This window comes from Pseudoalteromonas sp. NCCP-2140 (assembly GCF_023708065.1).
Classification (GTDB): domain Bacteria; phylum Pseudomonadota; class Gammaproteobacteria; order Enterobacterales; family Alteromonadaceae; genus Pseudoalteromonas.
The window spans coordinates 173,286-196,990 of record NZ_BRCZ01000006.1 but is presented as its reverse complement, the minus strand read 5'-3'; the positions used below and the strand labels follow the sequence as shown (position 1 = coordinate 196,990).

23 protein-coding genes are annotated in these 23,705 nt (G+C 42.2%); 8 read left to right on the top strand and 15 right to left on the bottom strand.

Annotation, left to right across the window (positions count from 1 at the left end):
- Positions 1-16 precede the first annotated feature (16 nt).
- The 8 genes from rseP to rpsB form a co-directional block, all read right to left on the bottom strand.
- Positions 17-1,369, bottom strand: a complete 1,353-nt coding sequence (rseP, locus tag NFU46_RS13900) for a sigma E protease regulator RseP (protein WP_251602603.1) — start codon at positions 1,367-1,369, stop codon at positions 17-19.
- 1 nt (position 1,370) lies between these two features.
- Complete coding sequence (gene ispC, locus NFU46_RS13895) at positions 1,371-2,570, bottom strand: 1-deoxy-D-xylulose-5-phosphate reductoisomerase (RefSeq protein WP_251602601.1); 1,200 nt, start codon at positions 2,568-2,570, stop codon at positions 1,371-1,373.
- Positions 2,567-3,433: a phosphatidate cytidylyltransferase gene (locus NFU46_RS13890; protein ID WP_054553119.1), complete on the bottom strand. Its 867-nt coding sequence runs from the start codon at positions 3,431-3,433 to the stop codon at positions 2,567-2,569. The genes ispC and NFU46_RS13890 overlap by 4 nt, the downstream gene beginning before the upstream one ends.
- A 22-nt stretch (positions 3,434-3,455) precedes the next feature.
- Positions 3,456-4,235 carry an isoprenyl transferase gene (locus NFU46_RS13885; protein WP_251602599.1) on the bottom strand — a complete coding sequence of 260 codons (780 nt, stop codon included), beginning with the start codon at positions 4,233-4,235 and terminating at the stop codon, positions 3,456-3,458.
- A gap of 104 nt (positions 4,236-4,339) precedes the next feature.
- The gene (gene frr / locus NFU46_RS13880) at positions 4,340-4,897 is read right to left on the bottom strand and encodes a ribosome recycling factor (RefSeq protein WP_054553121.1); all 558 of its coding nucleotides are present in this window, start codon (positions 4,895-4,897) and stop codon (positions 4,340-4,342) included.
- Between the two features lie 14 nt (positions 4,898-4,911).
- Positions 4,912-5,661: a UMP kinase gene (pyrH, locus tag NFU46_RS13875; protein WP_054553317.1), complete on the bottom strand. Its 750-nt coding sequence runs from the start codon at positions 5,659-5,661 to the stop codon at positions 4,912-4,914.
- 151 nt (positions 5,662-5,812) lie between these two features.
- Positions 5,813-6,664, bottom strand: coding sequence for a translation elongation factor Ts (gene tsf, locus NFU46_RS13870; protein ID WP_062566883.1), 852 nt, complete (start codon positions 6,662-6,664; stop codon positions 5,813-5,815).
- 103 nt (positions 6,665-6,767) lie between these two features.
- Positions 6,768-7,496: a 30S ribosomal protein S2 gene (rpsB, locus tag NFU46_RS13865; protein WP_054562046.1), complete on the bottom strand. Its 729-nt coding sequence runs from the start codon at positions 7,494-7,496 to the stop codon at positions 6,768-6,770.
- 247 nt (positions 7,497-7,743) lie between these two features.
- Between rpsB and map the strand changes: the two genes are divergently transcribed.
- The 7 genes from map to NFU46_RS13830 all read left to right on the top strand — a co-directional run bounded on the left by map (position 7,744) and on the right by NFU46_RS13830 (position 18,401).
- Complete coding sequence (map, locus tag NFU46_RS13860; RefSeq protein WP_258536709.1) at positions 7,744-8,553, top strand: type I methionyl aminopeptidase; 810 nt, start codon at positions 7,744-7,746, stop codon at positions 8,551-8,553.
- 12 nt (positions 8,554-8,565) lie between these two features.
- Complete coding sequence (glnD, locus tag NFU46_RS13855; protein ID WP_062566881.1) at positions 8,566-11,184, top strand: [protein-PII] uridylyltransferase; 2,619 nt, start codon at positions 8,566-8,568, stop codon at positions 11,182-11,184.
- A gap of 9 nt (positions 11,185-11,193) precedes the next feature.
- Positions 11,194-12,021, top strand: coding sequence for a 2,3,4,5-tetrahydropyridine-2,6-dicarboxylate N-succinyltransferase (gene dapD / locus NFU46_RS13850; RefSeq protein ID WP_054553126.1), 828 nt, complete (start codon positions 11,194-11,196; stop codon positions 12,019-12,021).
- A gap of 199 nt (positions 12,022-12,220) precedes the next feature.
- Positions 12,221-12,619 carry a hypothetical protein gene (locus NFU46_RS13845; protein ID WP_175082822.1) on the top strand — a complete coding sequence of 133 codons (399 nt, stop codon included), beginning with the start codon at positions 12,221-12,223 and terminating at the stop codon, positions 12,617-12,619.
- Positions 12,620-12,811: 192 nt separating this feature from the next.
- On the top strand, positions 12,812-15,922 hold the full coding sequence (locus tag NFU46_RS13840) for an efflux RND transporter permease subunit (RefSeq protein WP_054562051.1): 3,111 nt from the start codon (positions 12,812-12,814) through the stop codon (positions 15,920-15,922).
- Positions 15,919-17,010, top strand: coding sequence for an efflux RND transporter periplasmic adaptor subunit (locus tag NFU46_RS13835; RefSeq protein WP_405030668.1), 1,092 nt, complete (start codon positions 15,919-15,921; stop codon positions 17,008-17,010). Before NFU46_RS13840 ends, NFU46_RS13835 begins: the two co-directional genes overlap by 4 nt.
- A gap of 338 nt (positions 17,011-17,348) precedes the next feature.
- Complete coding sequence (locus NFU46_RS13830; protein ID WP_251602597.1) at positions 17,349-18,401, top strand: hypothetical protein; 1,053 nt, start codon at positions 17,349-17,351, stop codon at positions 18,399-18,401.
- A gap of 103 nt (positions 18,402-18,504) precedes the next feature.
- Here the strand turns inward: NFU46_RS13830 and NFU46_RS13825 are convergent, their stop codons facing one another.
- From NFU46_RS13825 to NFU46_RS13815, 3 genes are all read right to left on the bottom strand, one after another.
- A complete protein-coding gene (locus tag NFU46_RS13825) occupies positions 18,505-18,741 on the bottom strand; it encodes a hypothetical protein (RefSeq protein WP_251602595.1) in 237 nt (78 codons plus the stop codon).
- 264 nt (positions 18,742-19,005) lie between these two features.
- A complete protein-coding gene (locus NFU46_RS13820) occupies positions 19,006-19,290 on the bottom strand; it encodes a hypothetical protein (protein WP_251602593.1) in 285 nt (94 codons plus the stop codon).
- 113 nt (positions 19,291-19,403) lie between these two features.
- Positions 19,404-19,751 (bottom strand): hypothetical protein, encoded by a 348-nt coding sequence (locus NFU46_RS13815; protein ID WP_175082832.1) that lies wholly within the window; start codon positions 19,749-19,751, stop codon positions 19,404-19,406.
- A 147-nt stretch (positions 19,752-19,898) separates the two neighbouring features.
- Here NFU46_RS13815 and NFU46_RS13810 point away from each other — a divergent pair, with 147 nt between their 5' ends.
- On the top strand, positions 19,899-20,141 hold the full coding sequence (locus tag NFU46_RS13810) for a type II toxin-antitoxin system prevent-host-death family antitoxin (protein WP_063530000.1): 243 nt from the start codon (positions 19,899-19,901) through the stop codon (positions 20,139-20,141).
- A 196-nt stretch (positions 20,142-20,337) separates the two neighbouring features.
- Here the strand turns inward: NFU46_RS13810 and NFU46_RS13800 are convergent, their stop codons facing one another.
- The 4 genes from NFU46_RS13800 to megL all read right to left on the bottom strand — a co-directional run bounded on the left by NFU46_RS13800 (position 20,338) and on the right by megL (position 23,587).
- Positions 20,338-20,907 carry a hypothetical protein gene (locus tag NFU46_RS13800; protein WP_251602591.1) on the bottom strand — a complete coding sequence of 190 codons (570 nt, stop codon included), beginning with the start codon at positions 20,905-20,907 and terminating at the stop codon, positions 20,338-20,340.
- A 120-nt stretch (positions 20,908-21,027) separates the two neighbouring features.
- A complete protein-coding gene (locus NFU46_RS13795; RefSeq protein WP_036969771.1) occupies positions 21,028-21,372 on the bottom strand; it encodes a 4a-hydroxytetrahydrobiopterin dehydratase in 345 nt (114 codons plus the stop codon).
- Positions 21,373-21,381: 9 nt separating this feature from the next.
- A complete protein-coding gene (gene phhA, locus NFU46_RS13790) occupies positions 21,382-22,179 on the bottom strand; it encodes a phenylalanine 4-monooxygenase (RefSeq protein WP_054553132.1) in 798 nt (265 codons plus the stop codon).
- A 226-nt stretch (positions 22,180-22,405) separates the two neighbouring features.
- Positions 22,406-23,587, bottom strand: coding sequence for a methionine gamma-lyase (gene megL / locus NFU46_RS13785; protein WP_063529998.1), 1,182 nt, complete (start codon positions 23,585-23,587; stop codon positions 22,406-22,408).
- Positions 23,588-23,705: the final 118 nt, after the last annotated feature.

Here is a 23,705-nt window from a genome sequence, read left to right as displayed (position 1 = left end):
ATTTTTCGCTTACTTGTTATAAACGCGATACATCATTGAACAAAGCGAAACATGTTAAAAACAGAAGCAGCAAGGCCCCCACTTTAAAACCAAATTCTTGCGTCTTTTCAGAGACCGGTTTTTTGCGAAAAAGTTCAATTATGTAATACATTAAGTGCCCACCATCTAGCACTGGCAGCGGTAATAAGTTAAATACGCCAAGGTTTACACTAATCAATGCTAAAAAGCTTAAAAATGCAACCAAGCCATAGCTTACGCTAGTTCCCGCGCCAACTGCAATGCCCACCGGGCCACTTAAATTTTTAACCGACACCTGACCGGTAATTAAATTACCAATCATGTCAAAACTAAGGGTAATTAAACGCCATGTTTCTTGTATGCCCAGCACAATACTATCGACAGGGCCATAATGTCTAGTTTCAATATAGTTTTCTGGCCATGGCTCAACCACCGGAGACACACCTAAAAAGCCCTGAGCAACGCCCGCATCATTGGTTCTGCTTTGTGGCGTCACTGACAGCTCTTTTATACTATCTTGCCTTTGTACACTAAATTGTAAGGATTTGTTAGGTGATTGCTGAATTAGTGAAACTAACTGGCTCCAACTGCTGATATTTTCACCATTTACAGCAAGAATTTTGTCGTTAACCTGTAACCCTGCAGCTTCTGCCGCCGAGCCTTTGCTGATCATCGCTACTTCTAAAAGTGCTTTAGGACGAAATGGCACAATGCCTATCGAGGTTAATGGTGGTACGTCTTGTTGATCTAATTTCCAACCATCTAAGTTAAGAGTACGCACATGCTTTTGATAATTCTGATCGCGAAGCGTTACCACAACACTTTGCTCACCTAAGCGGCTCATTAACGAGAATGTGGCATCTTGCCAAGTGTTAATGTCGTCTTCACCAATTTTAATAATTTGCTGGTTTGGCTCAATATTGGCCGCAGCAGCACGGCTACCTTGAGTCACTTCACCCACCACAGGTTTTAATGACTGAACGCCGACCATATACATTACAGCAAGGGCAAAAATAGCGAATAAAAAGTTTGCCATCGGGCCAGCAGCCACAATCGCAATACGTGCTTTTACTGATTTAGCATTAAATGATAAATGTCGCTGCTCTGGCGGGACTTCGTCAACACGCTCGTCAAGCATTTTGACATAACCACCTAGTGGGATTGCTGCAATCACATATTCGGTTTGCTGTTTGTCGTACCACTTGACTAATGGCTTACCAAAGCCAATTGAAAAACGCAGCACTTTCACGCCGGCTTTTCGCGCAACCCAGAAATGACCATATTCATGCACAGTCACTAAAATACCCAGAGCAAGAATAAATGAGCCAAGATTCCAGAAAAAATCAAACATGCTAGTTGATGCCTCTTTTTACAAACTCAGTCGCTTTTACACGTGCAGCTTGGTCGCAAGCTAAAATCTCATCGAGGGTCTGCACGTTGATGTTTTGTGTTGCATTGAGCGTTTCAGCGTTAATTCGATAAATATCTGTAAAGCCGATTTGACCATTTAGAAATGCTGCAACCGCTATTTCATTCGCCGCATTTACTGTGGTGGTTGCACCTTGCCCCATTTCACACGCATCAATGGCAAGTTTTAAATTAGGGTAACGAGCATAGTCTGGCTTAGTGAAGGTAAAGTCTGCCATTTGTGAAAAATCGAGCGGTTTTACACCCGCATCGACACGCTCAGGAAAAGCTAAAGCATGAGCAATTGGTGTGCGCATATCTGGATTACCCATTTGCGCAAGCACTGAGCCATCTTGATATTGCACCATAGAGTGAATAATACTTTGTGGGTGGATCACCACTTCAATATCACTGGCACAGCAGTTAAACAGCCACTTGGCTTCTATAAACTCTAGGCCTTTGTTCATCATTGTTGCTGAATCAACAGAAATCTTTTGTCCCATTGACCAGTTTGGATGTGCCACTGCTTCTGCAACAGTCACTGATGGTAATGTCGCTAAATCACGCTTTAAGAAAGGACCGCCAGAACCTGTAAGCAAGATCTTGCTTACACCATTATCAGCTAGTAGGCCAGATGCACTTTGTAATGATGCTGGCATACATTGGAAAATCGCATTATGTTCGCTGTCGATAGGCAGTAAAGTGGCGCCATGTTGTTTTACTTTATCAATAAACAACTGACCCGACATAACTAGCGACTCTTTATTCGCTAGCAACACTTTTTTGCCAGCTTCAACTGCACTTAAAGTCGGCAGTAGACCCGCTGCACCTACTATCGCCGACATCACTGCATCAACATCTGTGTGTGCAGCAAGCTCACACATCGCATCAACACCTGCTAGCACCTGTGTGTTACACGAGCTATTTGCAAGTAAATTCGATAGCGCACTAGCGGCTTGTTGATCAGCCATAACAGCAAATTTAGGCTGATGTGCGATACACAACTCAGCCATTTGCTCGGCATTTTTACCCGCCGCTAATGCAAAAACCGCAAAGCGCTCCGGGTTTCTAGAAACAACATCTAAGGTGCTTAAACCAATTGAACCAGTTGCGCCCAGCACGACAAGTTGCTCTACTTTGCTCATAAACTCAGTGTCCATGCGTAGCAAAGTACAAAAATTGGCGCAGCTGCGGTTAAGCTATCGATACGATCTAAAATACCGCCATGACCTGGTAAACATGAACCGCTGTCTTTCAAGCCAACTTCACGTTTAAACATACTTTCGAGTAAATCGCCTACAGCTGAGAATAACGCGATAAATGCAGTCATCACGGCATAGATTGGCCAAACACTCATATCAACATTAGTGAAATGGCAAAATGCTAAAACAAAAACAACCGAAGCCACTACACCACCTAATAAACCTTCAATCGTTTTATTAGGACTTACCTTTGGCATTAGTTTACGTTTACCTAAGTTCTTACCAGTAAAGTAAGCACCAATATCTGCACTCCACACAATACCAAGTACAACTAAAATTAACATTGAACCAAAGTGAGTAGATTCGCCATACCCTGCGCTACGTAGTGTATTTAGTGCAAGCCAAAGTGGCACTAACGTTAAAAAACCAGCAATGGCACGCATTACAATGCCTTCATTCCAAGCCTTTGCCATAGCTGGGTAGCGCCAAACTAAGTAAGTTGCCACAATCCACCATGCAAATGATAAGGTAAATAGGTAGTTTGCATCACCAACTAATTGACCATTTTGCCAAAGTGATTCAATTGGCCAATGCCAGTTAAGTAATGCCAAAAATGCAGCCGTTGCTGCAACAAATCCAAATCGTTTAACTTTATCGCATAGGCCCATAAATGCAGACCATTCCCATGCACCGAGTAAAACAATACCGGCGGCGATATAACTAAATAGTGTTAATGGGGTATAAAAAACCAAAATAAGTGCAAGTGGTGCCAACACGAGCGAGGTTAAAATTCGTTGTTTTAGCAATGTGTGTACCTTCAACTAGTAATTAGGTCTCGGCGAGTAATTGTTTTATTTGTTCGCCTGTACAACCAAATCGTCGCTCTCTGGCAACGTAACATGCGATAGCGTCAGCAAATGCAGCTTCATTGAAGTCTGGCCAAAGCGTATCGGTAAAGTAAAGCTCTGCATAAGCCGCTTGCCATAAAAGGAAGTTACTGATGCGTAGATCTCCACCGGTGCGGATCATTAAATCAAGCTCACCTTGGTCGGCCATACTCACTTGTTCAGCCATTAGCTCTTCAGTAATATCTTCTGCGGCCATTTCACCGGCTGCAACTTTTTTCGCAAGCGTTGTTGCGGCGTTAGTAATATCCCAACGACCACCATAATTAGCTGCCACGTTTAACTGTAGACCCGTATTATTACGAGTTAATTCATGGGCTGCATCAACTTTCTCACGCAGGCCTTCTGAAAAGCGTGATAAATCACCAATTATGTTTAGCTTTACATTATTTTTATGAAGTTTTTTAACTTCTTTGCCCAGTACGAATAAAAATAGCTCCATAAGCGTATTTACTTCGTCCTCTGGACGTCGCCAATTTTCGCTACTAAATGCGAATAGTGTTAACGACTGTATACCTAAGCGAGTACAAAATTGCACTGATTGACGAACCGCATCAACGCCTTTTTTGTGCCCATAAACACGTGGGCGATTTTTCGCTTGTGCCCAACGTCCGTTGCCATCCATGATTATAGCGACATGCTTAGGCAAACTTTGCTGGGAAATTTTATCAGCGTTAAGAACCATAAATATCGAGTATTCCATAAAAAAACGCCGTCTAGTATACCCTAGACGGCGTTTCAAAACTAATAAATTTAGTTTCGCCTGTTTACTTGCAGAATCAATGTCTGAAAGATAAACAGCGGTTATTAAATTTCCATTAGCTCAGCTTCTTTAGCAGCTAGTTGCGCGTCCATCTCTTTGATGAACTTATCAGTAAGCTTTTGGATCTCGTCTTCTGCTTGACGTGCTTCATCTTCAGAAATATCTTTTTCTTTCAATAAGCTCTTAATGTCGCCATTTGCATCACGACGGATGTTACGTACCGCAACACGACCGCTTTCAACTTCGCCACGTACGATTTTGATAAGGTCTTTACGACGCTCTTCTGTAAGTGGAGGAAGTGGAACACGAATAACAGTACCTGCAGACATTGGGTTTAAACCTAAATCTGAAGCCATGATCGCTTTTTCTACTGCTTGCGCTAGTGACTTATCGAACACGCTAATTGCAAGTGTACGAGAGTCTTCAATTGTTACGTTAGCAACTTGGTTTAATGGCGTGTCAGCACCGTAGTAAGACACTTGAATACCGTCAAGTAATGCTGGGTGCGCACGGCCTGTGCGAATTTTAGATAATTGACTGCCTAGTGCCGCAACACTTTTTTGCATACGTTCTGACGCATCTTTTTTGATATCGTTAATCACGGTTCAATCCTAATCTATTTGCTAGTTTCATCTGAGGCTTGTGAAGAGATAAGCGTTCCTTCATCTTCGCCCATAATAACACGCTTAAGCGCGCCTGATTTATTCATGTTAAATACGCTTAATGGCATGTTGTGGTCACGCGCCAGCGTAAATGCAGCTAAATCCATAACCTTAAGCTCTTTATCAATGATTTCATTGTAGCTTAAGTGGCGATATAGTGTAGCGTCTGGGTTTTTCACTGGATCATCAGAGTAAACACCATCCACTTTAGTCGCTTTGATTACAGTATCTGCTTCAATTTCAATACCACGTAAACACGCTGCTGAGTCAGTCGTGAAGAATGGGTTACCTGTACCCGCTGAGAAAATTACAACGCGGCCAGATTTTAATAGGCTGATAGCTTCTGCCCAGTTGTAAGCATCACACACACCGTTTAGTGGGATAGCAGACATTAAACGACAATTTACAAATGCGCGGTGCAGTGCATCACGCATTGCTAAACCATTCATTACAGTCGCAAGCATACCCATGTGGTCGCCAACTACGCGGTTCATACCCGCTTCTGCTAATGAACCACCACGCAAGAAGTTACCGCCACCGATAACTAAACCTACTTCTACGTCGAGCTCTACAAGTTCTTTAATTTCTTGAGCCATACGGTCAAGTACTTTTGGGTCGATGCCGAAGCCTTCGTCTCCCATTAATGCTTCACCGCTAAGTTTAAGAAGAACACGTCTAAAAATAGGTTTACGATTGATAGTCATAATATTTGGGCCAGCCTTAGTAATGAGATAAAAAATAACCGCGCTATGGTTACACATAAAACGCGGTTATTTTAAAGAATTTTCATCAGTGACGCAAAAGCTAATAGCAGATTAATTTCATCTTATTGCCCTACGTCACTAAGTTAGAAAATTACTCGCCTTTTGCAGCAGCGATTTGAGCAGCTACTTCAGCAGCAAAGTCTTCTTCTTTACGCTCGATACCTTCACCAACTTCTAAACGGATGAAGTTAGAAACAGTTGCGCCTTTCTCTTTAAGAATTTCGCCAACTGATTTTTTAGGTTCCATGATGAAAGCTTGACCAGTAAGAGAGATCTCACCAGTGAATTTCTTCATACGACCGATAACCATTTTCTCAGCGATTTCAGCAGGCTTGCCTTCGTTCATCGCGATATCGATTTGAACTGCTTTTTCTTTTTCAACAACGTCAGCTGGTACGTCTTCTGGGTTTACGAACTCAGGCTTAGACGCAGCTACGTGCATAGCAACTTGCTTAAGTGTTTCTTCGTCAGCTTCACCAACTACAACAACACCGATACGGTCGCCGTGGCGGTAAGAAGAAAGCTTGTCACCGTCGATGTACTCAACGCGACGAACGTTGATGTTTTCACCGATTTTAGCAACTAGAGCAACACGAGTTTCTTCGAATTGTGCTTTAAGTGCTTCGATGTCTGCTTTAGATTCTGCAGCAGCGTCAAGAACTTGGTTAGCGAAACCAAGGAAGTTAGCGTCTTTAGCAACGAAGTCAGTTTGACAGTTAACTTCAAGAAGTGCAGCGAAACCGTTACCTTCTTTGATTAAGATTGTACCTTCAGCAGCGATGTTACCTGCTTTTTTAGCAGCCTTTGCAGCACCGCTCTTACGCATGTTTTCGATCGCTAACTCGATGTCACCGTTAGTTTCAGTTAACGCTTTTTTACAATCCATCATGCCAGCGCCAGTACGCTCGCGTAATTCTTTAACTAGGGCAGCAGTTACAGCCATTAGAATATCCTCAATTGAATTCTGTTATAGGGAAGCGGTATAGGCCGCTTAACAAGAATAACAAGTCTTCACCTTAATTAGATGAAGACTTGATGACAGCTAATTATTCAGCTTCTACGAAGTCGTCTTTCTCAGCTTGAGCAACGATGTTGTTCTCACGACCTTCAGTGATCGCAGCTGATACAGCGCCTGTGTAAAGTTGGATAGCACGGATCGCATCGTCGTTACCAGGTACGATGTAATCAACACCGTCTGGGTTAGAGTTAGTATCAACGATAGCAACAACTGGAATACCTAGGTTGTTAGCTTCACGGATGGCGATGTGCTCGTGGTCTGCATCGATAACGAAAAGCGCGTCTGGAAGACCGCCCATGTCTTTGATACCACCAAGGCTCTTTTCAAGCTTTTCCATTTCACGAGTAAGCATTAACGCTTCTTTCTTAGTTAATTTCTCGAAAGTACCGTCTTGGCTTTGCGCTTCAAGGTCTTTAAGACGCTTGATTGATTGACGAACTGTTTTCCAGTTAGTCAACATACCACCTAACCAACGGTGGTTTACGTAGAACTGCTCGCTTTGGATCGCTGCTTCTTTAACTGCTTCGCTTGCTGCGCGCTTAGTACCAACGAAAAGTACTTTACCTTTGTTAGAAGCTGCGTTCGATAAGAACTTAAGTGCTTCGTTGAACATTGGTACAGTTTGCTCTAGGTTGATGATATGAACACGGTTACGAGCGCCGAAGATGAAAGGCTTCATCTTAGGGTTCCAGTAACGTGCCTGGTGACCAAAGTGAACACCAGCTTGAAGCATATCGCGCATTGAAACGTTTGCCATTTGTATAATCCTCTATAATTTAGGGTTAGGCCTCCACATATCCCATAGCACCAACACCGCAGTTAATTTGTAACTTAAGTGCACCCAAGTGTATGTGACGATACGTGTGTGTGTTAAAATAAAATTGTGTTTGCCTTAAATACAAAAAATCAGTTAAGAATTTATTTGTAAAAAGACGGCGCGCTTTATACCATATTAAAATTGAAAACTCAACGTCTAGTGCAAAATTTGTGCACTGAAAACTGACCTGAAAAACAACTTTGGAGCCTCAATGAGTGCTGTGATCAAGACCCCTGAAGAAATCGAAAAAATGCGTGTTGCCGGGCGCTTAGCCGCCGAGGTACTAGAAATGATAGAACCGCATGTGGTGCCAGGTGTAACCACAGATGAACTAAATACAATTTGTCATGATTATATTGTTAATGTTCAAGATGCTATTCCAGCACCGCTTAATTACCACGGTTTCCCAAAATCAATTTGCACCTCAGTGAACCATGTAATTTGTCACGGTATTCCAAATGACAAACCACTTAAAGAAGGCGATAGCGTAAATATCGACGTGACTGTGATCAAAGATGGCTATCACGGTGATACATCTAAGATGTTCCACGTTGGTACACCTAACATTCAAGGCAAGCGCCTTGCTGATATCACACAAGAAAGCCTATACCTTGCAATTAAAATGGTAAAACCAGGCGTACGCTTGGGTGATATTGGTGCTGCAATTCAAAAATACGCAGAAAGCTTTAGCTATTCAATCGTTCGTGAATATTGTGGTCACGGCATTGGTGCTGAGTTCCACGAAGAGCCACAAGTAATGCACTATGGTAAAGCAGGTACTGGCGAAGTATTAAAAGCAGGTATGTGCTTAACAATCGAGCCTATGGTTAATGCTGGTAAACGCCAATGTAAGCTACTTAAAGACAACTGGACTGTCGTAACTAAAGACCGTTCATTGTCTGCACAGTGGGAACATACACTGTTAGTGACTGAAAATGGTGTTGAAATTTTAACGCTCCGATCAGATGATACTATTGACAGGATCATCGAACACTAGGAGCCAGCCCCAGTGGCATTACCCAATAAAGTAAAAAAGTTGCTCAGCCAAGCTGAGCAACTTAGCGATTATCGCGACTGTTCTAGTTATTTTTATAAATGGCTACAGAACGAATTCTCAAAACAACCCGTTAGCAACTTAATTAATGCCCGCGCTGAGTTTATCGACCGCTTATTAATTAAACTGTTTCACGATTACGACCTTGCTCACGAAAGTGATCTTGCCCTGATTGCTGTGGGTGGTTATGGTCGTGGCGAACTACACCCCTATTCCGATATCGACTTTATGTTGCTAGTAAGCGAGCAGCCAAGTGAAGCCGTGTGCGAAAAAATTGGCCAGTTCGTTACCATGCTTTGGGATCTAAATTTAGAAATTGGTCACAGCGTTCGCACTATAGAACAAGCATTAGAACAAAAACGCGAAGATGTGACATTTGCCACCAGCTTACTCGAAAGCCGATTAATTTTCGGTAACCATATCGAATTCGAAAAATTAAAAAATCATTTAATAGATACGCCTATTTGGCGCTCAGACGAATTCTTTTTGGCAAAAGTACAAGAACAAAGCTTACGCCATAAAAAATGCCATGGTACAGCTTATAACCTTGAACCCAATATCAAAGAAAATCCGGGTGGCCTGCGCGACCTACAGACCATTATTTGGGTTGCTAAAAAACACTTTAGAGCCGAAACATTACAAGAACTTATAAATCACGGCTATCTTACTCACGAAGAATACCAAGAGCTGTCTGAGTGTTTAGAAAACCTATGGAACATTCGTTTTGCGCTGCACATCGCTGCGGGTCGCTCTGAAAACCGCTTATTGTTCGATCATCAACCTCATGCCGCAGAAATTCTCGGCTTTGGTAGTGACGGTAAAGCCTCGGTCGAGCGCATGATGAAACGCTTATTTAGGATCATGAGCCGCGTACGTGAGCTTAACCAGATGCTGCTTTCATACTTTGAGCAAAGCATTTTACCGGGTGCCGGTGAGTTACCTGTGATTGAGCTTGACCGTAACTTTGAGCGTATTGGTCATCAAATTCGTGTTAAGAATCCATCGGTGTTCTTCCGCCGTGATCAGCTATTTGTGTTGTTCGAGCATATTGCTGATAACCCAGAGATCACCCATATTTACCCAAGTACCATACGTACAATGCGCCAAGTTCGCCGTCGTTTATTGGGGGATTTACAAGATTACGCCGCCTGTCGCGAAGCATTTTTGCGTTTAATCAAACACCCTAATGGTATGGGCCGCGCATTTACGCTGATGCACAAGCACGGCATTATTGCTGCCTACTTACCACAGTGGCGTAATATTTTTGGGCAAATGCAGTTTGATTTATTTCATGCCTACACCGTGGATGAACATACCCATAAACTCATCAACAATATTTATAAGTACTTTGATAAATCAAAAGTCAGCGAATTTCCGTTATGTAGTGAAATTGTCACTCGCATGGACAAGCCTGAGTTACTTTATTTAGCCGGTATTTTCCACGATATTGCTAAAGGCCGTGGTGGCGATCACTCTGAGCTTGGCTCAGTTGATGCAATCGCGTTTGCTAAGCTACACCGCTTCCCAGCCTCAGATGGCAAGCTTATTTCGTGGTTAGTGGCTAATCACTTACTTATGTCGGTTACAGCGCAGCGTAAAGATATTAATGACCCAGATGTGATTAAAGACTTTGCAAGTAAGGTGAAAAATGAGCGCCAGCTTGACTACTTATACTGCTTAACCTTGGCCGATATTCGCGCAACTAACGATAACCTGTGGAACGATTGGAAAAATACCCTACTACGTGAGTTGTATTTACACACCCAGCGCGCGCTTCGTTTAGGGCTTGAAAACCCAATGGACCAACGTGATCAAATACGTGATAAAAAACAGCAAGCCAAACAGCGCTTACTGAATCACGGTTGTAACGAAGATCAAATCGACTTAATTTGGAGTCGCTTTAAAGCCAATTATTTTACTGCTTTTAGCGAGCAACAGATTTCGTGGCACACAGAGCACTTACTAAGCTGTGACGATTTAAGCCAGCCTAGCGTTGCCGTGTCTAACACCGCAATGCATGGTGGTACACAAGTATTTGCTTATAGCCCTTACTCGGGCAGTTTATTCTCACGTTTAGTTAGTGTGATTGGTTCGAAAAAAGCACAGATTCAACATGCGCAGGTACTGACCACAAAAGATGGCTACGTGCTATTTAGCTTTGTTATTTTAGAAGTCAATGGTGACCCGATTGCGAGTAACCGTTCGCAAGGCATTAAACGTGCTTTAGATCTTGCAATTAGCGACCCGAAAAAGAAAATTCGCCTTAAAAAGAATCGCTCTCAGCGCTTCAAAGACTTTAATATCAAACCAAAAATTGTGCTTAGACCGCATGCCCGTAAAGACCGCAGCTTAATTGAAATTCAGGCGGTGGATATTCCGGGTCTATTAACAAAAATTGCGGAAGTATTTCAAGCGCACTTATTACATATTCATGCCGCACGGATCACCACAGTTGGTGAACGTGCAGAAGATTTCTTCGTGGTATCAAATAACGAATACCAAGCATTAACAGACGAAGAACAGGCTAAAATTCATCAAGCATTGCGTAAAAAACTCAACGCAGAAACCGAATAAGAGGATCTTATGTCAGATTTAAAAACCATGATCGAAAACGCCTGGGACAACCGCGATAGCATCAGCCCAAGCACGGTATCAAGTGAAGTTAAACAAGCTATTATCGACGCGCTTGAATTACTTGATAGTGGCGCTGCACGTGTTGCTGAAAAAATCAGTGGTGAGTGGGTTGTACATCAATGGTTAAAAAAAGCGGTGCTACTGTCTTTCCGTATTCGTGATAACCAACCAATGAGCGATGGTGTTAATCAGTTTTACGACAAAGTACCACTTAAATTTAGCGACTATACACCAGAGCAATTCCAACAAGGCGGCATGCGTGTTGTGCCTAATGCTGTGGCACGTAAAGGCAGCTTCGTAGGTAAAAACGTGGTGTTAATGCCATCTTATGTCAACATTGGCGCCTACGTTGATGAAGGTACCATGGTTGATACATGGGCAACGGTTGGCTCATGTGCACAAATTGGTAAAAATGTTCACTTGTCGGGCGGTGTAGGCATTGGTGGTGTGCTTGAGCCACTACAAGCTAACCCAACTATTATCGAAGACAACTGCTTCATTGGCGCACGTTCTGAGATTGTTGAAGGCGTTGTAGTTGAAGAAGGCGCCGTTATCTCGATGGGTGTTTACATCAGCCAAAGCACACGTATCTATGACCGTGAAACTGGCGAAATCCATTACGGCCGAGTACCAGCTGGTGCAGTCGTTGTTCCAGGTTCACTTCCGTCAAAAGACGGTTCGCACAGCCTATATGCTGCCATCATCGTGAAAAAAGTTGACCAGCAAACTCGCGAAAAAGTAGGTATTAATGCCCTACTTCGCTCGATTGATGAATAATAAAGCGGAGCTTTAAGCCGTCAGCCGTCAGCCGTCAGCCGTCAGCCGTCAGCCGTCAGCTTAAGTTTGAGATAAGAAGCGCGATGCTAACTAGTTTCGCGCTTTTTATTATCTGTAATGCAATGATTTTTAGCTAGTTTGTTGAGATATACTCACAAATATGTTTTAGTATAAAAAACAAACAAAAATAATAGTAAAAATGTTTAAGTCTTTTCGGAGTTTTACCCACACGGAGTTATTTTATTACACAGGGTTATTCTACCTTGTGGCAATCTTGCTGTTTGTATCACGTAGTTACCTATACGAATTTTTTGTAACTGATATGAATTCACATCGCATAGAAGTTAAAGAACTTGAAGTTGCTTTAACATCGCACGTTAATAAAGATTATGTTTTTGAAGCATTGCAAACAACCTTAGATGGCCTTGCAACCCCAGATCGAGTTGCAGTTACAATCCAGTGTTATACGGTTTTCTGTGATGTTAGTTTTACGAACCCGTTTATCACCATTAACGACCACAATCACTACAGTGCAGAAGTAAAACGTGTGTTTGAGCAAAATGTGGCTTCCCTTAGCCGAAAAGATACTACTCACTAGTTTCAGGCGCTATTACTTAATGCTTAAAACTTAAAGCGCCTCAGCTAAATTGTTACATCTTATTTCAAATACACACTTTATCGCTTAATTACGGCTATTCAGCGTTACTTCTGAAACACATTTCATTTACCTCACTGGCACTTTTTTTACATCGCACTACAATGCACACAAACTGATTTTGGAACACACACAATGAACCTGACACGTAGTTCGCTGAAAAACCCTGCGAGTGTTATTGTCATCTTGGTGTTGATTATGTTGTTTGGCATGTTGAGTATTTTTAAGCTGCCAATTCAGCTCACACCAGATATTGAGCAACCACAGATCACTATTTTCTCTGGCTGGCGCCAAGCTGCACCTGAAGAGATTGAATCGGTGATCATTGAGCCGCTCGAGAACGCAGTAAAAAACACCCCGGGTGCGCTAGAGGTTAATACTTACATTAACCGTGGCAATGGCTCGATCACGTTGACTTTTGCTGTTGGGCAAAACATGCAACAGGCCATGCTTGATGTGTTAACTAGCCTTAACCAAGCGCCGCCTCTGCCGTTAGATGCATTTGATCCTGTGGTTTTTGCTGGCGGTAATAATGGGGAGGCCGCAGCAACATTACTGGTCACCCCAAAAGATTTTAATAGCGACAGCCTAGATTTAGACATGGCGCAGTTCCAAAAACAAATCGATGAATTTGTTGAGCCCCGTTTGGCACGTATTCCTGGTGTTGCCCGCGTTGATTTAGCCAGTGAGCGACCAAAAGAATTACGTATTACCTTTGACCCTCACAAAGCCGCTGCACTTGGCGTCAGCCTTGACCAAATTAGTAACGTATTAGCCAGCTCACGCGATACCTCTGGTGGCCTTGCCAATGTTGGCCGTCGTCAATACACCGTACGTTTTACTGGGCAATATGATTTATCGAGCATGGCACAAATGCGCGTTGGTTATTCAGGCGATAGACCCATTTACCTTGGCGATATTGCAAGTGTAGAGCGCACTTTTTCTGACCGTTTAGGGATGAGTGGTCGAAATGGTAAACCCGCGTATTACATTCGTATTTCGCGCGCTAACGAAGCCAATACCGTTGCCCTACTCGACGAAATTAACCTTGCCATTAAAGAGCTAAACGAAGGGCCGCTGGCTGAGAATGGCTTATCGATTGAATTAAGTTTTGATGCCTCTGTGCATATTCGTAATGCCTTGTCGTTGGTTAAAAGTAACTTAGGCCTAGGTGTTCTGCTATCGTGTTTAATCTTGTGGCTGTTCTTTAGAGGTTTAAAGGCCACATTTGTGATTGCAGCGACGATTCCTGTCTCTTTGTTAGTCGCGTTTTTAACGTTAAATATTTTTGACCGCAGCTTAAATGTTATTTCACTGGCAGGCCTTGCCTTTGCGGTTGGCTTAGTACTTGATGCCGCCATCATAGTGCAAGAAAACATCGCAAGGCTCAGAAGCGAAGGCTTTGATAGTAAAAAAGCCGCGCTAAAAGGTGCAGCTCAAGTAACAGGCGCTTTATTTGCCTCAACCACCACCAGCGTTGCTATCTTTTTGCCAATTTTATTTATGGCAGGTATTGAGGGGCAGTTATTCTCTGACTTGGCGCTCACCTTATCAATTGCTGTAATTGCCTCTATGATTTGCGCAATTACACTTATTCCGTTAGCTAACCACTTTTGGCCAGACAAAGAGCTCAAAGCGGATCCTTATCGTGAATATTGGCAGAAGCTGACTAACTTCATCATGGCGCTTACCAATACCCGCGTAAAACAAATAGTATGGATAGTGTCGTTATTAGGAGGCTCACTCGTCGCGACCATGACCATGCTCCCGAAAACTGATTTTATGCCGCGCGCACCAACCGATGGCTTTTTCTTTAACTTGAACACCCCGCCTGGCGGCAATGTGCAGTTTATGGAAGAAGAGCTGCTGATGCGCATCAAAAAGCGCTTAATGCCTTATTACACAGGTGAAAAAGAGCCGGGGATAAAAGATTTTAACTTTTATGCTTTTGGTTCGAATGCTGGCGGCTTTATTTATTCTGCTGATCCACAACGTGTTGAAGAATTAATGAAGGTAGCCCGAGAAGAAATCTTCATTGATTTGCCCGACACCCAAGTATTTTTCTTTAGAGGGTCGATGATCCAAGTTGCTAATGGCGGTGATGGTCGCAATATCAATATCGATTTGACTGGCCCGAATATGGACGAGCTAATCGCCGGTGCTAATGTGGCGCTGCAAGCTGTCACCGAAGCAATGCCGAATGCCACCGCAAGGCCACAACCACGACTCGATATGGCAGAGCCAGAACTTAGGCTCACACCCAATGACCGCCGTATAACCCAAGCTGGGCTAACTCGTCGTGATGTATCTCAAGCAGTGCAAGCCTATACAGGTGGGTTATTTGTTAATGAATACTTTGATGGCAACGAACGCATGAACGTGATTTTGCGCGGCATACCGTGGCAAACTCCAGAGGAGCTTAAAGCACTGCCCATTGTGACCCCGCAATCAGGTATTCAAACCTTAGGTGAGCTTGCCAATATTGAGCGCACCGTAGGCCCAACACAGCTTCGACGTGTTAATGGCCGCCGTACCGTGAGTATTGTTGTCACGCCACCAGCAGACATGAGCTTGCAACAAGCGCAAACTATTCTCTCAGAGCAAGTTATGCCAAAAGTTCGTGCAAGCTTGCCTGACAGCTCTGGCGCGATTTTGGCGGGTAACGCACAAAAGATGAATTCGGCCATGCAAGAAATGACAATCAACTTTATCTTGGCTCTGTTTATTTTATTCTTGCTAATGACCGCATTGTTTAAGTCAGCCAAAGACAGCGCGTTAGTTTTACTGGTTATGCCACTGGCAATTGCAGGCGGTGTACTGGCTTTATTTGTACTTAACTTATTTACCTTTCAATCGCTCGACTTACTGACCATGATTGGCTTTATTATCTTGCTGGGTCTGGTGGTAAATAATGCCATTTTATTGGTTGACCAAACCCGCGTTGCGATGGCCGCAGGACTCAGTCGAGAAGACGCAGTTCGTCAAGCTGTACTACTGCGCGCAAGACCCGTTTACTTAAGTACTTTAACCAGCTTATTTGGCATGCTGCCACTGATGCTAATGCCGGGGGTAGGATCAGAAATTTACCGTGGTCTTGCCACTGTGATTGTCGGCGGCATGGCTATTAGCGCCCTATTCACCCTGATATTAATGCCAAGTTTATTGCAACTTGGCAGACAACTGCCGCCCGTTAATAACAAACAGCAACCAGAAAAAACGCCTTTAAGCTTGGTATCGAATCAATGAGTATTAAAACAATGAACACACCTTTTCGTAAATTAACCGCTCGCTTTTGTGCGCTATTAAGTCTTATCGCATTTAACGCCTTTGCAGTCGTACCGGTTACAGTAGAAACTGTCACACAAGCCCCGCTAACAAGCGAAATTGAAGTAAGCGGCACTTTGTATGGCAAAGATGATGTAACCCTAACAGCGGGCGTTAGCGGCCGTTTATTATATGTTGTTGAGCCAGGTACTCTGGTTAAAAGTGGCGACACCCTAGTTCGTATGGACACCTTACCGCTTGAACTTGAAAAAGCACGCCAGCAAGAAATGCTCAATCGCGCCAAAATAAACCTACGCTTATATCAACAAGAGCTCGCTCGTTTACAAAAACTCGCCAAAGCCAGCAGTGCTGCAGCAAGCCAAGTCGATGATATGCAAAATAAGCATGACCTTGCGTTATCTGATATCGCACTGGCTAAGGTTGAATTAAAAGTAATAGACGATCAGCTTTCGCGTGCAACCGTTCGCGCCCCATTTGACGGCGTGATCAGCGAGCGTTTTAAACGCGCTGGTCGCGAAATAAATCGTGCTGATGAACTGGTCACCCTGCTCGATATTAATAACTTAGAAGTGCGTTTGTACGTGCCTGTTAAATACTTAAAGTTTTTACACAAAGGCATAGAGTTACCGATTCAAGCCGGCGACTTATCAGCCCCAGATATGACAACAGCCACCGTAACAGCGGTGATCCCATCAACCGATCCGCGTTCACAAACTGTAGAAGTACGCGCCCTACTGCCAAATGATGCTGAGCAAACATGGGCAATTGGCCAACTGGTTGATGTAGCCGTGCCACTAAAAAGCAAAGGGGATGTACTACTGGTGAGTCGCGATGCACTAATCTTACGCAAAAAAGGCACCCATATCGTCAAAATCGACAACGACAACAAAGCCCTGCAAATTCCCGTAAAAGTAGGTAATGGCAAAGATAAACTTGTTGAAGTCACCCCGACTTCTAACATCGCTTTAAATGCGGGCGATAAAGTGGCAGTACGCGGCGCCGAGCAGTTGCAAACTGGGCAAGAAGTCGAAGTTCAGGTAAAGCAATAACTGCAAGGCTTGAGATGACTGCCAGCTATTTAATATTTTAAGAGCTGGCAGTTCTAATAAAGGGTAGTAATGATTATTAAGAGTTGCGCTTGTTTTTTGACTTTCTAGGAAGCAAAAAGCAAGACCTGACCCCTTTATTTCTTCTTCCATGGTAGGAAGAACAGTCAAAAATGAAGTTACCTGTGGTTCCTTCACTGGTAGCAATCTGGCTAAGAGTGCCTTGTTCAGATTACTCTGTTGTGCGCAAATATTTAATTGCAGGTTGTTTTTGCCGATTCGTTCTAGCGTGATATATTGCCTGTATATCATTAACTTACAATGGAATAATAAATAAACAAATGATGAGAAAGTTATCAATTCTAGTGGGTGTCTTAGCGCTGTCAGGTTGCACTTCGAGTGGAAAATTAATTCATGATGATATTACATACTCTGGTGAAGAAAACCTATCTGAGATGTTCTCGAAAGTCGTGAAAGCGCACGATGAGGAAATAAAAACATACGCTGGTTCGGCCGAATACGGTGATGTCAGTTGGGCGTCCTTCAAGCGGAAAGTGGCCTCTAGTGGTAATAACGTGAGGATTGGCTATAACATGGATACAGCCTTTAAGCGTTCTTGTAGTGGTGAGGTTAAGGCTTTCAGTGAGGGGAGTGAGTTTACTGATCTTGCTCATGAGTTTCCTAGCGTAAGAGAGCAGATGGGGTTGTCTCACAAAGAGTACAAAGCGCTAATAGAATATTCGGCGTTTGTTGGTGGTTTAGAGGGGTTAACGTCAAATTCGATTGGAAGCGATAAGTATATTCGGATTGAATCTCCTCGACATACAAAATCATATTTCTGCTTGGTAGATGGTGATATTGAAAGCGCGGTATATTTTGGCTCTGCCGTCTTGCAGCAAGGTGATGAGTATGAGCGCCACTCAATTATTGTTTACTTTGATGATAAGCAGATAGTGACTTATATGAAGGATCTGGGTGGGTCTTATGAAAAGAAGCTTCCTTATTTGTTGGAGGCGTACGAAAGAAAACAGTTAGAACAAAAACAAAAAGAAGACGCAGAGAGGAAAAAATACGCTCATTTCCGTAAAACAATGAAAGAGTTTGAAGGCCACTGGAGGGACAGGCATACCCATTCTTACTTGCCTGGCGATAGTGTTTGCTCTTATAACGGTAATTATAGCGGTCATGTTGAGGTGATAAACGACAGAAATATGAAGGTGACTTGGAATAAGCAGTTCAACCTTTTCGAGGACGGATTTTTCTACGGTAATTTTCCTTATAGGCACTATCAGGACGATTATTCATTTAACTTTAGCTATCGTCGAGTGTCGATTGCGCAATGGGTGACGAAAAATGATGTTGCAAAATGCACTATTAATGTTTCAGCGCTGTAGGACTTAGTTAAGTTTTTAAGGCCTGTTGGAGTCTTATTTAACAGGCCTTGTGCTTTTTAGCGCGCACTTCTTAATATCACAGACGTTCAAGGCTTTTTGGTTTCTATTGAACGACTAAGAGTGGTTCTTCGCAATTAGGGCATTCGCCTAATGAAATGTACTTGTTTTCTGCAAATGACCAAGTTTCCGCTAGCTTAATATCCTCATTGCTTAATGGCTGGAATTGGCCATTCACTTTCCCCGTAATGTCATACATTGTGCCGTCGATTAAAGTGACAATATGCCCTTTGTCTTCATCGATTAGAGGGGTTGCATTTGGATAAATGGATTTTAGGAACAAATGAAACTTGTAACATCCGCCCTGAGTAAAAATAACTTGTATGTAGTAATCGGTTTCGCGCAGATTTTTAATTAAATTGAGAGGCGTGATATTAATGTTCTATGCTCCTATATTCTGCCAGTGGTGTTTACCTTGAACACTAAAATATTCCATAGAAATGCATTTTAAAACTATTGAAACTAAAAGGGTCAGGTCATGTTTTTTGACTTTTTAGCAGCCGAAAGGTAGCTCCACCCTCCATTTGCTCTAACCAGTAGAGTAATTTTATTTTTCGAGAGTGGCGATTATATTAATGATTGCTAACTCACCACTTATGAATTCAGAAAGACACCAAACAGATGTATTACCCTCTATTGCAATTGGCTGTAAATCGTCCTGTAAGCTACTCTTAAACAAAGAAAGACTTCTTTCAGTTTTTTTTATTTCTTCAATACTTAATTGATTTAACCAACCCTTAGTTGCTTCTTGAATATTGTCACCCCTAGACTGAGATATGAAAGTACCGCCATTCCAATCCATTAAAAATGTATACAACTTTGTACCTGACATTTATCTATAACCTTTAATTTTTTCAATCTATTGGGTTAGATTTTGCTTCTGCCTTATGAAAGAAAAACGCAGAACTAAGTTTACAGCTACGATTCGCGTTTAAAATACTCGCCTTATAATGCTTTAAAATAGTGAATCATTCTAATAACCTCTTTTATTTCATAGCAATAAAGAGGTTCCCAGCGAAAGCTTAGTGGCAAACACCACCAAAGCATTGAACCTGTGTAAAATTTTGTCTCTTGCTTACTAAATTTAAACTTACATCCTTTGAGGGCTGAACCAAATTTTAAGCTTTTTGGCCTTCCACCTGTTGTAAGTGCTTCATTTGCTTGAGAGATAGATAGCATATTTACTTCTAAGTCAATATAACCATGGCTACAGCCAACCTTTCCTACTTTTATTGAAATAGGATCAGAGTTTTCAATATGCTCGATTACTATGTCATCTAATATAAATTTCATAATTCTTTTATATATGTTACGTGCCTTATATAATCAGTGCCTTGTAAGTAAAACTACAGAACCCAAACTAATCGCGCGATTTAATTATTTCGACCATTTCATGCTTTTTACTATAATTCCCCTATCACTTTATTTTAGAGGTCAGCCATGAATACACTAACAGCAAATGATGCAAAACGTAATTTTGCTGAGCGACTTTTAAACGCCCAGCGTGAACCTATTAAAATTAGTAAAAACAACGAGGACGCCGTAGAGTTTATGTCTATAAAGGATTATGAAGAATTAAAAAATAAGAAAGTCGACTATATTAAGCATTGCTTTGAAAACGCAACAAGAGACTTAGCTCAAGGTAATGTAGTTGATGGTAAAGACTTCTTGGATACTTTATAAAACACTTTCAAAAAATCCAGAAATTAGGCGTAGCTGTATGACATTTATCCAAATGGTTTTTACTTTTCTGTTGGTAAACATACCGCTTATTTTATTAAAGAAGATGGTTTTATAATGATTGTTGCCGTACTAAGCCAATCTCAGCTTCCTGAAAACCACTTATAATTGCAGCCTCCTTTCACAAAGCCAACACCTCTCACTGCAAACAGCTAAACCCTTTTAATGAAATTTCTTGAGTATTCGCGCCACTTTGGTTTTTATGTTGAATGATCAAACGTGAATCTTGGCTAGTAAAGGTAAAGGTTCCGAGCCAAGGAAGCTGAGCAATTGGTTGCATGTGGTAAAAACCATTGGCATCAAAGCATATAAATGAGAACTCATGATGTACCGGAGCAAATACGCCATAATCAGCGGTAAATACAGCAATTTTGTCTTGCAGCATAAAATGTTTCGCTTGCGTGCCCGCTACTAAAAACCAAAAGCATATTGCTGTCATTATCACCACTTGTAAGCCGCCGAGTAAAAATACTGAAAATTTAACAATACGAGTCGATTTACTAGCTTCCATATAAAGGCGCTTTGCTTTGAGTAATAACCAAAGCCCAATGGCAACCATAGTGAGCTTTACAATCATCAGTGCTACGCCTATTTGATACATCAGCTTAGGGCTATGCCATTGAATGCCAAATGTTTGCGGGATAAACAAGCTATCAATTAAGGGCAGCAAAATGAGTAGGAATGGCAGAATAAGCGCTTTGTTTTTCATTATTTACTTTTCTAGTGTTCTCGCATAGATAAGAGCCTAATGTTAATTCTTGGGCTCTAAAAAAGCAAAAAGGCGCAACCTGAGGTTACGCCTTTTATCGTTCTGGGCAGAACTTAAAATTTACAGTGCAGCGAATACATCGTCTGTTTTAGCAGCACAGATAAAATCATTTTTGTGTAACCCTTTGATAGAGTGGCTCCACCAAGTAACGGTTACTTTGCCCCACTCGGTTAACAGGCCTGGGTGGTGACCTTCTTCTTCAGCCATATCGCCCACTTTATTAGTGAACTCAAGTGCTTGCTTGAAGTTTTTAAACTTGTAAACACGCTCTAATTGCATAATGCCGTCGCGCACTTCAGGAACCCAGTCTGGGATCATTTTGATCAATTCTGCTAATTCAGCATCAGATACTTTAGGCGCATCCGCACGACACGCTTCACACTTTTGTGTGCTTAATGAAGACATTATAAATCCTTAACTTGCTAATTTTTCTTTAGGAGGAAACTTTGGCTCATGTAGCCCTAATTCTTTTGCTTTACTCACCAGCGACATGATATCCATTTGTGAAATATCAAATAAGTCATTGATTGAGTTAATGGTGTAGTACACAGGCTGCATAATATCAATACGATAAGGTGTACGTAATACATCAAGCACATTCATCGCATTGATTTCTGGCTTATCTGAATACACATACTGTGTTTCGCCTGGGCTTGATAAAATACCACCACCATAAATACGCAGACCTTGTTCGGTTTGCATTAAACCGAACTCAACGGTAAACCAGTAAAGGCGTGCTAAATAAACACGATCTTTCTTTTCAGCGGCATAACCTAACTGACCATATTTGTGTGTAAACTCAGCAAATGCTGGGTTGGTAAGCATCGCACAATGACCAAAAATCTCGTGGAAGATATCTGGCTCTTGTAAGTAGTCAAACTCTTCACGGCTGCGAATAAAGGTCGCTACTGGGAACTGCTTGTTTGCTAATAATCGAAAGAACTCATCAAAATCGATCAGTGCCGGAACAGGCGCAACTTGCCAGCCCGTTGTTTCGAGTAACACTTCGTTGAGTTCACTAAGTTGTGGAATACGATCTGTTGGTAAATTAATTTTCTTAAGACCTGCTAAATATTCATCACAGGCTTTACCTTCTATGCAAGCGAGTTGGCGAGCAACTAGCTCAGACCATATTTTATTTTCTTCTTCGCTCCAATGGATAACCCCATTTTCATCAGGTTGCTTGGAGGTGTAATTACTTGCTTTAGCCATAATAACCTTCTTCGTTAAATCTTGATCAGCATTGATCAGAATCTCATTAACTTGTTAAGCCGATACTATGTAAAAGTAAGCGAAATTTTAATAGTTAAGGCTGTTTCTAAGGTTTGCAGAAACAGCTTTAACGTAAAGATAAAATTACACCAAAAGATCGAAAAGTTTACACACCATATTTTTAAAGGGGCAAAAGCATTCGCAAGCGTAAACCTAAAATTACAACCTAACCAATGAATGTAAATGCGGTTTTAAGATCGTTAATGATGTCGTTAACATCTTCTAGACCAACTGATAATCGAATTAAGCCATCACTGATCCCAGCAGCTGCTCTTTCTTCAGGTGTATAAGGCGAATGTGTCATCGATGCAGGATGTTGAATGAGGGTTTCAGCATCCCCTAAACTCACAGCAAGCGTGCAAAGCTGGGTGTTATTTATAAATGTTTCGCCATCTTCAAGGCTGCCTTTTATTTCAAAGGCAATAACACCACCAGCGGCTTTCATCTGTGAGCCAATAAATTGATGACCCGGATGTGATTTAAGCCCAGGGTAATAAACTTGGCTTACCAACGGGTGTTGCTCTAAATATTCAGCAACTACTTGGGCACTTGCACAGTGGCGCTCCATGCGTACAGCAAGGGTTTTTAAACCGCGATTAATTAACCATGCATCATGAGGGCTAATCGTTGCACCAATATCTTTTAGCACCGTCATTTTTATCAGGTTGATATGCTCCTCTGTGCCGCATACAAGCCCTGCCACCACATCACCATGGCCATTTAGGTATTTAGTTGCGCTGTGTACCACAATATCAATACCAAACGAGGTAGGTTGCTGTAGCAGAGGCGTTAAGAAGGTATTGTCGATAACGCTTATCAGTTGATGCTGCTTGGCAACATCGGCAATTAAACTTAGATCAAGCACCGCCATGGTCGGATTAATTGGCGTTTCAGCAAAAATCATTTTTGAATTGGCTTTAACCGCGCCGCGAAGTTCAGCCTCGTTGGTCATATCAACAAAAGTAACTTCGATACCAAAGCGCGGCAACATGTGAGCAAAAAATGCAAAGGTACAACCGTATAACGCGCTTGATGCCACTAGGTGGTCACCTTGTTGTAAAAAGCTAAGCACAGACGCAGACACAGCCCCCATACCGGTCGCTGTGGCAGCCGCTGCTTCACAGTTTTCTAACTGAGCCACTTTTTGTTCTAACTCTTGGGTTGTCGGATTACCTAAACGGGTATAGATAAAGCCCTGCTCTTCACCAGCAAATCGGGCTGCACCTTGGGCTGCATTAGCAAAAGAGAAGGTAGAGGTTTGGTAAAGTGGCGCACTCAGTGCGCCATGTGGGTCATTTGGTTTTTCTGGACCGTGAATACATTGTGTATGTAAGTGATGCTTAGTCATTGTGCGTTCTCGTTTTTATTATCAGTACTTCATACTCATAAATAAAACGTAGATACCCACAATGCACAAGCATGCCGGATGCTCAGATGGCTAAATATCACTCAGCCGTTTTTATTAA

What these genes read in the sequence shown, in the direction of transcription:
- NFU46_RS13840 (WP_054562051.1), top strand. Translation starts at nt 12,812, where the DNA reads ATGAACCTGACACGTAGTTCGCTGAAAAACCCTGCGAGTGTTATTGTC.
- ispC (WP_251602601.1), bottom strand. Translation starts at nt 2,570, where the DNA reads ATGAGCAAAGTAGAGCAACTTGTCGTGCTGGGCGCAACTGGTTCAATT.
- rseP (WP_251602603.1), bottom strand. Translation starts at nt 1,369, where the DNA reads ATGTTTGATTTTTTCTGGAATCTTGGCTCATTTATTCTTGCTCTGGGT.
- dapD (WP_054553126.1), top strand. Translation starts at nt 11,194, where the DNA reads ATGTCAGATTTAAAAACCATGATCGAAAACGCCTGGGACAACCGCGAT.
- rpsB (WP_054562046.1), bottom strand. Translation starts at nt 7,496, where the DNA reads ATGGCAAACGTTTCAATGCGCGATATGCTTCAAGCTGGTGTTCACTTT.
- NFU46_RS13815 (WP_175082832.1), bottom strand. Translation starts at nt 19,751, where the DNA reads ATGAAATTTATATTAGATGACATAGTAATCGAGCATATTGAAAACTCT.
- NFU46_RS13885 (WP_251602599.1), bottom strand. Translation starts at nt 4,235, where the DNA reads ATGGAATACTCGATATTTATGGTTCTTAACGCTGATAAAATTTCCCAG.
- NFU46_RS13800 (WP_251602591.1), bottom strand. Translation starts at nt 20,907, where the DNA reads ATGAAAAACAAAGCGCTTATTCTGCCATTCCTACTCATTTTGCTGCCC.
- NFU46_RS13810 (WP_063530000.1), top strand. Translation starts at nt 19,899, where the DNA reads ATGAATACACTAACAGCAAATGATGCAAAACGTAATTTTGCTGAGCGA.
- NFU46_RS13795 (WP_036969771.1), bottom strand. Translation starts at nt 21,372, where the DNA reads ATGTCTTCATTAAGCACACAAAAGTGTGAAGCGTGTCGTGCGGATGCG.
- NFU46_RS13830 (WP_251602597.1), top strand. Translation starts at nt 17,349, where the DNA reads ATGATGAGAAAGTTATCAATTCTAGTGGGTGTCTTAGCGCTGTCAGGT.
- tsf (WP_062566883.1), bottom strand. Translation starts at nt 6,664, where the DNA reads ATGGCTGTAACTGCTGCCCTAGTTAAAGAATTACGCGAGCGTACTGGC.
- NFU46_RS13835 (WP_405030668.1), top strand. Translation starts at nt 15,919, where the DNA reads ATGAGTATTAAAACAATGAACACACCTTTTCGTAAATTAACCGCTCGC.
- phhA (WP_054553132.1), bottom strand. Translation starts at nt 22,179, where the DNA reads ATGGCTAAAGCAAGTAATTACACCTCCAAGCAACCTGATGAAAATGGG.
- NFU46_RS13820 (WP_251602593.1), bottom strand. Translation starts at nt 19,290, where the DNA reads ATGTCAGGTACAAAGTTGTATACATTTTTAATGGATTGGAATGGCGGT.
- megL (WP_063529998.1), bottom strand. Translation starts at nt 23,587, where the DNA reads ATGACTAAGCATCACTTACATACACAATGTATTCACGGTCCAGAAAAA.
- NFU46_RS13845 (WP_175082822.1), top strand. Translation starts at nt 12,221, where the DNA reads ATGTTTAAGTCTTTTCGGAGTTTTACCCACACGGAGTTATTTTATTAC.
- pyrH (WP_054553317.1), bottom strand. Translation starts at nt 5,661, where the DNA reads ATGACTATCAATCGTAAACCTATTTTTAGACGTGTTCTTCTTAAACTT.